General features: G+C 49.6%; 14 protein-coding genes. 12 read left to right on the forward strand and 2 right to left on the reverse strand.

Translation table 11 applies throughout. The features are described from left to right. Window positions 1–3 precede the first annotated feature (3 nt). The 4 genes from A7Z06_RS14060 (at window position 4) to A7Z06_RS14075 (ending at window position 2,017) form a co-directional block, all read left to right on the forward strand. Window positions 4–222 (forward strand): TraR/DksA family transcriptional regulator, encoded by a 219-nt coding sequence (locus A7Z06_RS14060; protein ID WP_000763385.1) that lies wholly within the window; start codon window positions 4–6, stop codon window positions 220–222. A gap of 47 nt (window positions 223–269) precedes the next feature. Further along, window positions 270–509, forward strand: coding sequence for a DUF4222 domain-containing protein (locus A7Z06_RS14065; protein WP_000488406.1), 240 nt, complete (start codon window positions 270–272; stop codon window positions 507–509). Window positions 510–648: 139 nt separating this feature from the next. Further along, entirely contained in the window at window positions 649–885 is a 237-nt protein-coding gene (locus A7Z06_RS14070) for an excisionase (RefSeq protein WP_000088652.1), read from the forward strand. Next, entirely contained in the window at window positions 875–2,017 is a 1,143-nt protein-coding gene (locus tag A7Z06_RS14075) for a site-specific integrase (RefSeq protein WP_000741339.1), read from the forward strand. The genes A7Z06_RS14070 and A7Z06_RS14075 overlap by 11 nt, the downstream gene beginning before the upstream one ends. A 113-nt stretch (window positions 2,018–2,130) precedes the next feature. Here the strand turns inward: A7Z06_RS14075 and icd are convergent, their stop codons facing one another. Then, entirely contained in the window at window positions 2,131–3,381 is a 1,251-nt protein-coding gene (icd, locus tag A7Z06_RS14080; RefSeq protein WP_000444487.1) for an NADP-dependent isocitrate dehydrogenase, read from the reverse strand. Window positions 3,382–3,552: 171 nt separating this feature from the next. Between icd and rluE the strand changes: the two genes are divergently transcribed. From rluE to roxA, 8 genes are all read left to right on the forward strand, one after another. Continuing rightward, a complete protein-coding gene (gene rluE / locus A7Z06_RS14085) occupies window positions 3,553–4,206 on the forward strand; it encodes a 23S rRNA pseudouridine(2457) synthase RluE (protein ID WP_001248687.1) in 654 nt (217 codons plus the stop codon). Between the two features lie 9 nt (window positions 4,207–4,215). Beyond that, complete coding sequence (nudJ, locus tag A7Z06_RS14090) at window positions 4,216–4,677, forward strand: phosphatase NudJ (protein ID WP_000476081.1); 462 nt, start codon at window positions 4,216–4,218, stop codon at window positions 4,675–4,677. Between the two features lie 53 nt (window positions 4,678–4,730). Next, entirely contained in the window at window positions 4,731–5,837 is a 1,107-nt protein-coding gene (gene mnmA, locus A7Z06_RS14095) for a tRNA 2-thiouridine(34) synthase MnmA (RefSeq protein WP_105279469.1), read from the forward strand. A gap of 35 nt (window positions 5,838–5,872) precedes the next feature. Beyond that, window positions 5,873–6,514, forward strand: coding sequence for a high frequency lysogenization protein HflD (gene hflD, locus A7Z06_RS14100; RefSeq protein ID WP_001297479.1), 642 nt, complete (start codon window positions 5,873–5,875; stop codon window positions 6,512–6,514). Window positions 6,515–6,517: 3 nt separating this feature from the next. Further along, on the forward strand, window positions 6,518–7,888 hold the full coding sequence (gene purB / locus A7Z06_RS14105; RefSeq protein ID WP_000423715.1) for an adenylosuccinate lyase: 1,371 nt from the start codon (window positions 6,518–6,520) through the stop codon (window positions 7,886–7,888). A 157-nt stretch (window positions 7,889–8,045) separates the two neighbouring features. Continuing rightward, window positions 8,046–8,717 (forward strand): two-component system response regulator PhoP, encoded by a 672-nt coding sequence (phoP, locus tag A7Z06_RS14110; RefSeq protein WP_001265482.1) that lies wholly within the window; start codon window positions 8,046–8,048, stop codon window positions 8,715–8,717. Continuing rightward, window positions 8,717–10,177 (forward strand): two-component system sensor histidine kinase PhoQ, encoded by a 1,461-nt coding sequence (phoQ, locus tag A7Z06_RS14115; RefSeq protein ID WP_000735366.1) that lies wholly within the window; start codon window positions 8,717–8,719, stop codon window positions 10,175–10,177. The genes phoP and phoQ overlap by 1 nt, the downstream gene beginning before the upstream one ends. 75 nt (window positions 10,178–10,252) lie before the next feature. Beyond that, window positions 10,253–11,374 (forward strand): [50S ribosomal protein L16]-arginine 3-hydroxylase, encoded by a 1,122-nt coding sequence (gene roxA / locus A7Z06_RS14120; RefSeq protein ID WP_000456504.1) that lies wholly within the window; start codon window positions 10,253–10,255, stop codon window positions 11,372–11,374. 48 nt (window positions 11,375–11,422) lie between these two features. Here the strand turns inward: roxA and pepT are convergent, their stop codons facing one another. Continuing rightward, on the reverse strand, window positions 11,423–12,649 hold the full coding sequence (pepT, locus tag A7Z06_RS14125) for a peptidase T (RefSeq protein WP_000359429.1): 1,227 nt from the start codon (window positions 12,647–12,649) through the stop codon (window positions 11,423–11,425). Window positions 12,650–12,867: the final 218 nt, after the last annotated feature.

The following is a 12,867-nucleotide window of genomic DNA, read 5'->3' on the forward strand; positions in this document are numbered from 1 at the left end:
AAGATGGCAGACATCATTGATTCAGCATCAGAAATCGAAGAATTACAGCGCAATACAGCAATAAAAATGCGTCGTCTGAACTATCAGACTGTATCCGCAACTCATTGTTGTGAATGTGGCGATCCGATAGATGAGCGAAGACGCCTGGCTGTTCAGGGTTGTCGGACTTGTGCAAGTTGCCAGGAGGAGATCGAACTTAAGAACAAACAATGGGGACTGTGATGGCCTCAAAGCAGCAAATTTCAACATCGTCCAACTGAGGTGTAAAAATGTTCAGAATCATTTTTCCTAACACCTGGTACGTCGACCACCACGGCACTCCCTGCAAAATCCTGCGTTCTACCCACAACAAAGTTCACTACATCCGAAAAGGCAGAACATGTATCGCCAGCATGTTCCGCTTTAATCATGACTTTGAACCTGTGAATAAAGCTGATGCAGATCGGATAGCAGAAGAGATCGAAACGGCAGAACACATTAAGAAGTTACGTGCCATACGCAGGAAATAGAAAAATTGATAAATTCAATACTGCATTTCTCAGCATTAAATTTATCTCTATGACCAGTCAAGAGATGTACCTGCCATGAGCTTAATATCATGTCAGATATATCGGTCACAAACTCCCTCAGCAGCTAAGAGGAGGACAAATGTCTCGACTAATCACTTTACAGGACTGGGCTAAAGAAGAATTTGGGGACTTAGCACCAAGTGAGCGAGTTCTGAAAAAATACGCGCAAGGGAAAATGATGGCCCCACCCGCTATAAAAGTTGGTCGCTACTGGATGATTGACCGAAATTCCCGTTTTGTAGGAACGCTTGCAGAACCGCAACTCCTAATAAACGCAAACCCAAAACTCCAACGGATAATCGCTGATGGCTGCTAGACCCCGATCTCACAAAATCTCTATACCCAATTTATATTGCAAATTAGATAAGCGAACCGGAAAGGTATATTGGCAATACAAACATCCACTATCCGGTCGTTTTCATAGCTTAGGAACTGATGAGAATGAAGCAAAACAAGTTGCTACTGAAGCAAATACCATTATTGCTGAACAACGTACCAGACAAATATTAAGCGTCAATGAGCGTCTGGAAAGAATGAAAGGCAGGCGCTCAGACATTACGGTGACAGAATGGCTTGATAAATATATTTCTATCCAGGAGGACAGGCTGCAACATAATGAACTAAGACCCAACTCCTATCGGCAAAAAGGCAAACCCATTCGTCTTTTCCGTGAGCATTGTGGAATGCAACACCTCAAGGATATTACCGCACTTGATATTGCCGAAATAATTGATGCTGTAAAGGCTGAAGGTCATAACAGGATGGCGCAAGTCGTGAGAATGGTGTTGATCGACGTCTTCAAAGAAGCACAACACGCAGGACATGTTCCGCCAGGATTTAACCCAGCGCAGGCAACAAAACAACCGCGAAATCGAGTAAACCGCCAAAGATTGTCACTGCCCGAATGGCAGGCAATATTTGAAAGCGTAAGCAGACGGCAGCCCTATTTAAAATGCGGCATGCTACTTGCTCTTGTTACTGGACAACGTTTAGGCGATATCTGCAATTTGAAATTCTCTGATATATGGGACGACATGTTGCACATTACTCAGGAAAAAACCGGTTCAAAACTTGCTATTCCGCTTAACCTGAAATGCGATGCTCTGAATATTACCCTTCGTGAAGTTATATCTCAGTGCAGGGATGCTGTTGTTAGTAAATATCTGGTCCATTACCGTCACACTACCTCTCAAGCAAACAGAGGAGACCAGGTTTCTGCAAATACTCTGACAACGGCTTTTAAAAAGGCCCGGGAAAAATGTGGCATAAAATGGGAGCAAGGAACTGCGCCCACATTTCATGAGCAGCGATCTCTGTCAGAACGGTTATATCGGGAACAGGGTCTGGATACGCAAAAGTTGTTAGGTCATAAATCCAGAAAAATGACCGACCGATACAATGATGATCGTGGTAAAGACTGGGTTATCGTAGATATTAAAACAGCATAGAAAATAGCCAGTTTTGGGGAAGGGTTTTGGGGAAAGTTTTGGGGAAGATTTTACATCTTCATAAAACAACGGGCGTATAACACGCCCGTTTCAATATTTAACACATGTAGAGATTACATGTTCTTGATGATCGCGTCACCAAACTCTGAACATTTCAACAGTTTAGCGCCTTCCATCAGACGTTCGAAGTCATAGGTTACGGTCTTGGCGTTGATTGCGCCTTCCATACCTTTAACAATCAGGTCTGCGGCTTCAGTCCAACCCATATGGCGCAGCATCATCTCAGCGGAGAGGATGATAGAGCCCGGGTTAACTTTGTCCTGACCGGCATATTTCGGCGCAGTACCGTGGGTGGCTTCAAACAGGGCACATTCGTCACCGATGTTTGCGCCAGGGGCGATACCAATACCGCCAACCTGCGCTGCCAGGGCGTCAGAAATGTAGTCACCGTTCAGGTTCATACAGGCGATAACATCATATTCAGCCGGACGCAGCAGGATCTGTTGCAGGAATGCATCAGCAATCACGTCTTTAATGACGATCTCTTTGCCGGTATTCGGGTTTTTAACTTTCAGCCACGGGCCGCCGTCGATCAGTTCACCGCCAAATTCTTCACGCGCCAGCTGGTAGCCCCAGTCTTTAAACGCGCCTTCGGTGAACTTCATGATGTTGCCTTTGTGCACCAGGGTCACAGAGTCACGATCGTTAGCAATTGCGTATTCGATCGCGGCACGAACCAGACGTTTGGTGCCTTCTTCAGAACACGGCTTAATGCCGATACCGCAATGTTCCGGGAAGCGGATTTTCTTCACGCCCATCTCTTCACGCAGGAATTTAATCACTTTCTCAGCGTCGGCAGAGTCAGCTTTCCATTCGATACCCGCATAAATGTCTTCCGAGTTTTCACGGAAGATAACCATATCGGTCAGTTCAGGGTGTTTAACCGGGCTTGGAGTGCCCTGATAGTAACGTACCGGACGCAGGCAGATGTAGAGATCCAGTTCCTGGCGCAGGGCTACGTTCAGAGAGCGAATACCGCCACCAACCGGAGTGGTCAGCGGGCCTTTAATGGCAACGCGATATTCACGAATCAGATCAAGGGTTTCAGCAGGCAACCAGACGTCCTGACCATAAACCTGTGTGGATTTTTCACCGGTGTAAATTTCCATCCAGGAGATTTTACGCTCGCCTTTATAGGCTTTCTCGACTGCGGCGTCGACCACTTTCAGCATGGCTGGGGTTACATCTACACCGATTCCATCACCTTCGATGTAAGGGATAATCGGATTTTCAGGAACGTTGAGTTTGCCGTTTTGCAGGGTGATCTTCTTGCCTTGTGCCGGAACAACTACTTTACTTTCCATTCACCTCTCCTTCGAGCGCTACTGGTTTGCTCGTCTGCCACCACGTTGCATATGCGTTTGCGTCCTGCGATACGGATGCTTTAGAGCAATTTTTTGTTAATGATTTGTAATTGGCTTGTCAATACTACCCTATTGTTTGCCGTCATGAAAGATGCGCGTTATTAGGCTATAATGCGGCAATTCATAATCTCTGAAAATACCATGCAAAAAACTTCTTTTAGAAATCACCAGGTTAAGCGATTCAGCTCGCAACGTTCTACCAGGCGAAAACCTGAAAACCAGCCCACGCGCGTGATCCTGTTCAATAAACCCTATGATGTTCTTCCGCAGTTCACCGATGAAGCAGGGCGTAAAACATTAAAAGAATTCATCCCGGTTCAGGGCGTTTATGCGGCTGGTCGTCTCGACCGCGATAGCGAAGGGTTACTGGTGCTGACTAATAATGGCGCGTTACAGGCGCGTTTAACCCAGCCGGGCAAACGCACCGGGAAAATCTATTATGTGCAGGTGGAAGGCATTCCTACGGAAGACGCTCTTGAAGCCTTGCGCAATGGCGTAACCTTAAATGATGGCCCTACCCTGCCCGCTGGCGTGGAATTGGCTGAAGAACCGGAGTGGTTATGGCCGCGTAATCCGCCAATTCGTGAACGAAAAAGTATTCCCACCAGCTGGCTGAAGATCACCTTATATGAAGGACGTAATCGCCAGGTACGCCGCATGACCGCCCATGTTGGTTTCCCCACACTGCGACTGATTCGCTATGCGATGGGGAGTTACACGCTGGATAATCTTGCTAATGGCGAATGGCGAGAAACCACAGAATAAGGAAGCACAATGTTTAAACCGCACGTTACCGTTGCCTGCGTGGTGCACGCAGAAGGCAAATTTTTAGTCGTTGAAGAGACGATTAATGGTAAAGCGTTATGGAACCAACCTGCCGGGCATCTGGAAGCAGATGAAACCTTAGTGGAAGCCGCCGCGCGTGAGCTGTGGGAAGAGACGGGCATCAGCGCGAAACCGCAACATTTCATCCGTATGCATCAGTGGATTGCGCCAGATAAAACGCCGTTTTTGCGTTTCCTCTTTGCCATTGAACTTGAGCAAATATGCCCGACCCAGCCTCATGACAGCGATATCGACTGCTGCCGTTGGGTCAGCGCCGAAGAAATTTTACAGGCGTCAAATCTTCGTTCGCCGCTGGTGGCGGAAAGTATTCGTTGTTATCAAAGCGGGCAACGCTATCCGCTGGAGATGATTGGCGATTTTAACTGGCCTTTTACAAAGGGTGTCATCTAAAAGGCTGCGTGATAGAATACGCCGCCTTGAAGTTCAATGTCGTGAGTGATCCAATGTCTGAAACCGCAAAAAAAGTAATCGTCGGCATGTCCGGCGGTGTCGATTCCTCCGTTTCTGCCTGGCTGTTGCAACAACAGGGATATCAGGTCGAAGGCCTGTTTATGAAGAACTGGGAAGAAGACGACGGTGAGGAATATTGCACGGCGGCAGCGGATCTGGCTGATGCCCAGGCTGTCTGCGACAAGCTCGGCATTGAACTGCACACCGTCAACTTTGCTGCTGAATACTGGGACAACGTCTTCGAACTGTTTCTTGCCGAATATAAAGCCGGTCGCACGCCGAATCCGGATATTCTGTGCAACAAAGAGATCAAATTTAAAGCCTTCCTCGAATTTGCCGCCGAAGATTTAGGTGCCGATTATATCGCTACCGGTCATTACGTTCGTCGCGCAGATGTCGATGGCAAGAGCCGCTTGCTGCGTGGTCTGGACAGCAACAAAGACCAGAGCTACTTCCTTTACACGCTTAGCCATGAGCAGATTGCGCAAAGCCTGTTCCCGGTCGGCGAACTGGAAAAACCGCAGGTGCGTAAGATTGCTGAAGATCTCGGTCTGGTTACCGCGAAGAAAAAAGACTCTACCGGCATTTGCTTTATTGGCGAACGTAAATTCCGCGAGTTCCTGGGGCGTTATCTCCCGGCGCAACCGGGCAAAATCATTACCGTTGATGGCGATGAAATTGGCGAACACCAGGGGCTGATGTATCACACCCTCGGTCAGCGTAAAGGTCTGGGTATCGGTGGCACTAAAGATGGCACCGAAGAACCGTGGTACGTCGTCGATAAAGACGTCGAGAATAACATTCTGGTTGTCGCGCAGGGTCATGAGCATCCACGTCTGATGTCTGTTGGGTTGATTGCCCAGCAGTTGCACTGGGTCGATCGTGAACCGTTCACCGGCACTATGCGTTATACGGTAAAAACCCGCTATCGCCAGACCGATATCCCCTGCACCGTCAAGGCGCTGGACGATGATCGCATTGAAGTGATTTTCGATGAACCCGTTGCCGCAGTGACTCCGGGTCAGTCTGCCGTCTTCTACAACGGTGAAGTGTGCCTCGGTGGCGGTATTATTGAGCAGCGTCTGCCGCTGCCGGTCTGATTATTATCTTTACTTAAAACAAGGAAGCAGTGAACGTGGCAAAGAATTACTATGACATCACCCTCGCCCTGGCCGGTATTTGTCAGTCGGCTCGCCTGGTGCAACAACTCGCTCACCAGGGGCATTGTGATGCCGATGCGCTACACGTTTCACTCAACAGTATTATTGATATGAACCCCAGCTCCACGCTGGCGGTTTTTGGCGGTAGCGAAGCCAACCTGCGCGTCGGGCTGGAAACCCTGCTCGGCGTGCTCAATGCCAGCAGCCGTCAGGGTTTGAACGCTGAGTTAACCCGCTACACCCTTAGCCTGATGGTGCTTGAGCGTAAACTTTCATCTGCCAAAGGTGCGCTCGACACTCTGGGCAACCGGATCAACGGCCTGCAACGCCAGCTCGAACACTTCGATTTACAGTCCGAAACGCTGATGAGCGCGATGGCCGCCATCTATGTTGATGTTATCAGCCCGCTTGGCCCGCGCATTCAGGTCACCGGTTCCCCTGCTGTACTGCAAAGCCCGCAGGTGCAGGCGAAAGTTCGCGCAACCCTGCTGGCAGGCATTCGCGCCGCCGTGCTCTGGCACCAGGTCGGCGGTGGACGTCTGCAACTGATGTTTTCTCGTAATCGCCTGACCACTCAGGCAAAACAAATTCTTGCTCATTTAACCCCGGAGTTGTGATCTATGGAATTATCCTCACTGACCGCCGTTTCCCCTGTCGATGGACGCTACGGCGATAAAGTCAGCGCGCTGCGCGGGATTTTCAGCGAATATGGTTTGCTGAAATTCCGTGTACAAGTTGAAGTACGTTGGCTGCAAAAACTAGCCGCGCACGCAGCGATCAAGGAAGTTCCTGCTTTTGCTGCCGACGCAATCGGTTACCTTGATGCAATCGTCGCTAATTTCAGCGAAGAAGATGCTGCACGCATCAAAACCATCGAGCGTACCACTAACCACGACGTTAAAGCGGTTGAGTATTTCCTGAAAGAAAAAGTGGCAGATATCCCGGAACTGCACGCGGTATCTGAATTCATTCACTTTGCCTGTACTTCGGAAGATATCAATAACCTCTCCCACGCGTTGATGCTGAAAACCGCGCGTGATGAAGTGATCCTGCCATACTGGCGTCAACTGATTGACGGTATTAAAGATCTCGCTATTCAGTACCGCGATATTCCGCTGCTGTCCCGTACCCACGGTCAGCCAGCCACGCCGTCAACCATCGGGAAAGAGATGGCTAACGTTGCCTACCGTATGGAACGCCAGTACCGCCAACTTAACCAGGTGGAGATCCTCGGCAAAATCAACGGCGCGGTCGGTAACTATAACGCCCACATTGCCGCTTACCCGGAAGTTGACTGGCATCAGTTTAGCGAAGAGTTCGTCACCTCGCTGGGTATTCAGTGGAACCCGTACACTACCCAGATCGAACCGCACGACTACATTGCCGAGCTGTTTGATTGCGTTGCGCGCTTTAACACTATTCTGATCGACTTTGACCGTGACGTCTGGGGTTATATCGCTCTTAACCACTTCAAACAGAAAACCATTGCTGGTGAGATTGGTTCTTCCACCATGCCGCATAAGGTTAACCCGATCGACTTCGAAAACTCCGAAGGGAACCTGGGGCTTTCCAACGCAGTGTTGCAGCACCTGGCCAGCAAACTGCCGGTTTCCCGCTGGCAGCGTGACTTGACCGACTCCACCGTGCTGCGTAACCTCGGCGTGGGTATTGGTTATGCACTGATTGCTTACCAGTCTACCCTGAAAGGCGTGAGCAAACTGGAAGTGAACCGTGACCATCTGCTGGATGAACTGGATCACAACTGGGAAGTGCTGGCTGAGCCGATCCAGACAGTCATGCGTCGCTATGGCATTGAAAAACCGTATGAAAAGCTGAAAGAGCTGACTCGCGGTAAGCGCGTTGACGCCGAAGGCATGAAGCAATTTATCGACGGTCTGGCGCTGCCAGAAGAAGAGAAAGCGCGCCTGAAAGCGATGACGCCGGCTAATTATATTGGTCGTGCCATCACGATGGTTGATGAGCTGAAATAATCCCCTGTCAAGGCCGGATGGCGATGCTGTCCGGCCTGCTTCTTAAGCTAATCTTTTCCTGTATTACCTCCCCTACCCGCTGGTTTAATTAATGTTTACTCCCATAAACACATAATCGCGTTACACTATTTTAATAATTAAGACAGGGAGAATAAAAATGCGCGTACTGGTTGTCGAAGACAATGCGTTGTTACGTCACCATCTTAAAGTTCAGATTCAGGACGCTGGTCATCAGGTCGATGACGCAGAAGATGCCAAAGAAGCAGATTATTATCTCAATGAACATTTACCGGATATTGCCATTGTCGATCTTGGCTTGCCTGATGAAGATGGCCTGTCGCTGATCCGCCGCTGGCGTAGCAATGATGTTTCACTACCGATTCTGGTATTAACCGCCCGTGAAAGCTGGCAGGACAAAGTCGAAGTCTTAAGTGCCGGTGCTGATGATTACGTGACCAAACCGTTTCATATTGAAGAGGTGATGGCGCGTATGCAGGCGTTGATGCGGCGTAATAGCGGTCTGGCTTCACAGGTTATTTCGCTGCCACCGTTTCAGGTTGATCTCTCCCGCCGTGAATTATCCATTAACGACGAAGTGATCAAACTGACCGCGTTTGAATACACCATTATGGAAACGCTAATCCGTAATAACGGCAAAGTGGTCAGCAAAGATTCGCTGATGTTACAGCTCTATCCGGATGCCGAATTGCGGGAAAGCCATACCATTGATGTATTAATGGGCCGACTGCGTAAGAAAATTCAGACGCAATATCCGCAAGAAGTGATTACCACCGTTCGCGGCCAGGGCTATCTGTTCGAATTGCGCTGATGAAAAAATTACTGCGTATTTTTTCCCCACTCTCGCTACGGGTTCGTTTTCTGTTGGCAACGGCAGCGGTAGTGCTGGTGCTTTCGCTTGCCTACGGGATGGTCGCGCTGATCGGTTATAGCGTCAGTTTCGATAAAACCACGTTTCGGCTGTTACGTGGTGAGAGCAACCTGTTCTATACCCTCGCGAAGTGGGAAAACAACAAATTGCATGTCGAATTGCCAGAAAATATCGACAAGCAAAGCCCTACTATGACACTGATCTATGATGAGAACGGGCAACTTTTATGGGCGCAGCGTGACGTTCCCTGGTTGATGAAAATGATCCAGCCTGACTGGCTGAAATCTAATGGCTTCCATGAAATAGAAGCGGATGTTAACGATACCAGCATCTTGCTGAGTGAAGATCATTCTATACAGCAACAGTTGCAGGAAGTACGGGAGGATGACGACGACGCTGAGATGACTCACTCGGTGGCAGTAAACATCTATCCGGCAACGTCGCAGATGCCGAAGTTAACCATTGTGGTGGTTGATACCATCCCTGTAGAGCTTAAAAGTTCCTATATGGTGTGGAGCTGGTTTGTCTATGTGCTCTCAGCCAACCTGCTGTTAGTGATCCCTCTGTTATGGGTCGCCGCCTGGTGGAGTTTACGCCCTATCGAAGCCCTGGCAAAAGAAGTCCGCGAACTGGAAGAGCACAACCGGGAACTACTCAACCCTACCACCACGAGGGAACTTACCAGCCTGGTACGTAACCTGAACCGACTGTTAAAAAGTGAGCGTGAACGTTACGACAAATACCGCACTACGCTCACCGACCTGACGCACAGTCTGAAAACACCGCTGGCGGTGCTGCAAAGTACGCTACGTTCCATGCGTAGTGAGAAGATGAGCGTCAGCGAAGCAGAGCCGGTAATGCTGGAACAAATCAGCCGCATCTCGCAACAAATTGGCTACTACCTGCATCGCGCCAGTATGCGCGGTGGAACATTACTTAGCCGCGAATTGCATCCTGTCGCCCCACTGCTGGACAATCTCACCTCGGCGCTGAACAAAGTTTATCAGCGTAAAGGGGTTAATATTTCCCTCGATATCTCGCCAGAAATCAGCTTTGTGGGTGAGCAGAATGATTTTGTCGAAGTGATGGGCAACGTACTGGATAACGCCTGTAAATACTGTCTTGAGTTTGTCGAAATTTCAGCCAGACAAACCGATGATCATCTCTATATTGTGGTCGAGGATGATGGCCCCGGTATCCCGAAAAGCAAGCGTGAAGTGGTCTTCGACCGTGGTCAACGTGTTGACACTTTGCGCCCAGGACAAGGTGTCGGTCTGGCAGTCGCACGTGAAATTACCGAGCAATACGACGGAAAAATCATCGCCGGAGAGAGTATGCTCGGCGGTGCAAGAATGGAAGTGATTTTTGGTCGCCAGCATTCTTCGCCAAAGAGTGAATAAATATGCCCTTTCTTCACGCATTACGTTAAGCATCCGTTATAATCGGTTGCAGATACCAGCCTGTGGATGCTTAACATGGAATACCAACTTACCCTTAACTGGCCCGATTTTCTTGAACGCCACTGGCAGAAACGTCCGGTAGTGTTAAAACGCGGCTTTAATAATTTTATTGACCCAATCTCTCCAGACGAGTTAGCGGGTCTGGCGATGGAAAGCGAAGTCGACAGTCGGCTGGTCAGTCACCAGGATGGTAAATGGCAGGTCAGCCACGGTCCATTCGAAAGCTACGATCATCTCGGTGAGACCAACTGGTCATTGCTGGTGCAGGCAGTAAATCACTGGCATGAACCAACCGCCGCGCTGATGCGTCCGTTTCGTGAACTGCCGGACTGGCGCATTGACGACCTGATGATCTCATTTTCCGTACCCGGCGGCGGCGTCGGCCCGCATCTCGATCAATACGATGTGTTTATTATCCAGGGAACCGGTCGTCGTCGCTGGCGAGTGGGCGAAAAGCTGCAAATGAAACAGCACTGCCCGCACCCGGATCTGTTACAGGTCGATCCGTTCGAAGCAATCATCGATGAAGAGCTGGAGCCTGGCGATATTCTTTATATTCCGCCGGGATTCCCGCACGAAGGCTACGCGCTGGAAAATGCGATGAACTACTCTGTCGGTTTTCGTGCGCCCAATACGCGGGAGCTGATCAGCGGTTTTGCCGATTATGTTCTGCAACGTGAGCTGGGCGGTAATTATTACAGCGATCCGGATATCCCTCCTCGCGCCCATCCGGCTGATGTTCTGCCGCAAGAGATGGATAAACTGCGTGAGATGATGCTTGAACTGATCAACCAGCCGGAACACTTTAAGCAATGGTTTGGCGAGTTTATTTCCCAGTCACGTCATGAACTGGATATCGCGCCGCCAGAGCCGCCTTATCAGCCGGATGAAATCTACGATGCGCTGAAACAAGGTGATGTGCTGGTGCGCCTGGGTGGTCTGCGCGTATTGCGCATTGGTGATGATGTATACGCCAATGGTGAAAAGATCGATTCTCCGCACCGTCCGGCACTGGATGCGCTCGCCAGTAATATTGTGCTGACTGCCGAGAATTTTGGCGATGCGCTGGAAGATCCGTCATTCCTCGCGATGCTCGCGGCGCTGGTCAATAGCGGGTATTGGTTCTTCGAAGGGTAAGTTTGGATGTAAGCCGGATGCGGCATCACATGCCGCATCCCTTTTCGCTTACTTCCGTTGCGCCGTTAACTCGGCAATACGCACGATCACCTGCACCGCTTTTTCCATTCCTTCCAGGGTCACAAACTCATGTTTACCATGATAGTTGTAACCGCCAGTGAACAGGTTCGGGCACGGTAATCCCATAAACGACAACTGCGCGCCGTCGGTGCCGCCACGGATCGGCTTCAGATCCGGTTCAATATCACAATCGCGCATCGCCTGCTGGGCGATATCGAGAATATGCGGATGATCCACAATTTTCTCGCGCATGTTGTAGTAACTGTCTTCAATCACCAGTTCAATGTAGCAATCAGGGTGCAGCCCTTTGCCCACTTTCTTGGCAATCTCCATCATCTTACGTTTACGCGCTTCAAACTGTTTACGATCGAAATCACGAATGATGTAGTGCATATCGGCGCGCTCAACGGTGCCTTTCATGCTCGTCAGGTGATAAAAACCTTCATAACCTTCGGTAGTTTCTGGGCTTTCATCCGCCGGAACTTCTGCATGAATGCGTGCAGCCAGCGATAGCGCGTTAACCATCACGCCTTTTGCCGAGCCAGGGTGAACGTTGTTACCGACAATTTTGATATTCACCGATGCGGCGTTGAAGTTTTCAAACTCCAGTTCGCCTACGCCACCACCATCGACGGTGTAAGCCCAACGAGCATCAAAGGCATCAACATCAAAGTGTTTCGCCCCTTTCCCCACTTCTTCATCTGGCGTAAAGGCGACGCGAATATCGCCATGCGGAATGTTTTTCTGCTGCAATACCGCCAGCGCGGTCATAATTTCCGCAATACCGGCTTTATCGTCAGCGCCCAATAGCGTTTTGCCATCGGTGGTGATCAGCGTCTGCCCCAGCAATTGATGCAGAACCGGGAACATCACTGGTGACAAGACTTCGTCGCCAATACCCAGCGCGATGTCGCCACCACGATAGTTTTCAACAATTTGCGGATTTACATTTTTACCGCTGCAATCCGGAGAGGTATCCACATGAGAAATAAAACCAATCGCCGGGATATCGCCAGGAACGTTAGCCGGTAACGTCGCCATTAGCGTTCCTTTCTCACTTAAGGTCACATTGATAAGCCCCATCTCTTCGAGCTGATCTTTCAACAAATGCAATAACTTCCACTGACCTTCCGTGCTGGGAACCTGTCTCACTCCCGCTTTTGATTGGGTATCCAGAGACACGTAGTTCAAAAAACGCTCAAGTAGTTTATCCATGTAGTCACCCTCACTTTTCGTGACAACATTATTAAGAAGCAAGAAAAGACAAATATTGCGTCAGGTCACTTTTACCCCTGCAAGCGGGAATATTTATCAACATTACCTTAATCAATATAAAGCTAAGCCAGTAATTCACAACAAGGATTGGCGATTCCGATGGTTTGCCGTAGAATTACCGCCCTCATTAAGAGTCACCAAGGTGGTTAACCACAAAC

It is taken from the genome of Escherichia sp. MOD1-EC6819 (assembly GCF_002965765.1).
In the GTDB taxonomy this organism is placed as follows: Bacteria; Pseudomonadota; Gammaproteobacteria; order Enterobacterales; family Enterobacteriaceae; genus Escherichia; species Escherichia ruysiae.

Bases quoted from the DNA above. Each gene is read 5' to 3' on its own strand.
- purB (WP_000423715.1), top strand. From the start codon at position 6,518: ATGGAATTATCCTCACTGACCGCCGTTTCCCCTGTCGATGGACGCTAC.
- mnmA (WP_105279469.1), top strand. From the start codon at position 4,731: ATGTCTGAAACCGCAAAAAAAGTAATCGTCGGCATGTCCGGCGGTGTC.
- icd (WP_000444487.1), bottom strand. From the start codon at position 3,381: ATGGAAAGTAAAGTAGTTGTTCCGGCACAAGGCAAGAAGATCACCCTG.
- A7Z06_RS14070 (WP_000088652.1), top strand. From the start codon at position 649: ATGTCTCGACTAATCACTTTACAGGACTGGGCTAAAGAAGAATTTGGG.
- roxA (WP_000456504.1), top strand. From the start codon at position 10,253: ATGGAATACCAACTTACCCTTAACTGGCCCGATTTTCTTGAACGCCAC.
- A7Z06_RS14065 (WP_000488406.1), top strand. From the start codon at position 270: ATGTTCAGAATCATTTTTCCTAACACCTGGTACGTCGACCACCACGGC.
- pepT (WP_000359429.1), bottom strand. From the start codon at position 12,649: ATGGATAAACTACTTGAGCGTTTTTTGAACTACGTGTCTCTGGATACC.
- A7Z06_RS14075 (WP_000741339.1), top strand. From the start codon at position 875: ATGGCTGCTAGACCCCGATCTCACAAAATCTCTATACCCAATTTATAT.
- nudJ (WP_000476081.1), top strand. From the start codon at position 4,216: ATGTTTAAACCGCACGTTACCGTTGCCTGCGTGGTGCACGCAGAAGGC.
- rluE (WP_001248687.1), top strand. From the start codon at position 3,553: ATGCGGCAATTCATAATCTCTGAAAATACCATGCAAAAAACTTCTTTT.
- A7Z06_RS14060 (WP_000763385.1), top strand. From the start codon at position 4: ATGGCAGACATCATTGATTCAGCATCAGAAATCGAAGAATTACAGCGC.
- phoP (WP_001265482.1), top strand. From the start codon at position 8,046: ATGCGCGTACTGGTTGTCGAAGACAATGCGTTGTTACGTCACCATCTT.
- phoQ (WP_000735366.1), top strand. From the start codon at position 8,717: ATGAAAAAATTACTGCGTATTTTTTCCCCACTCTCGCTACGGGTTCGT.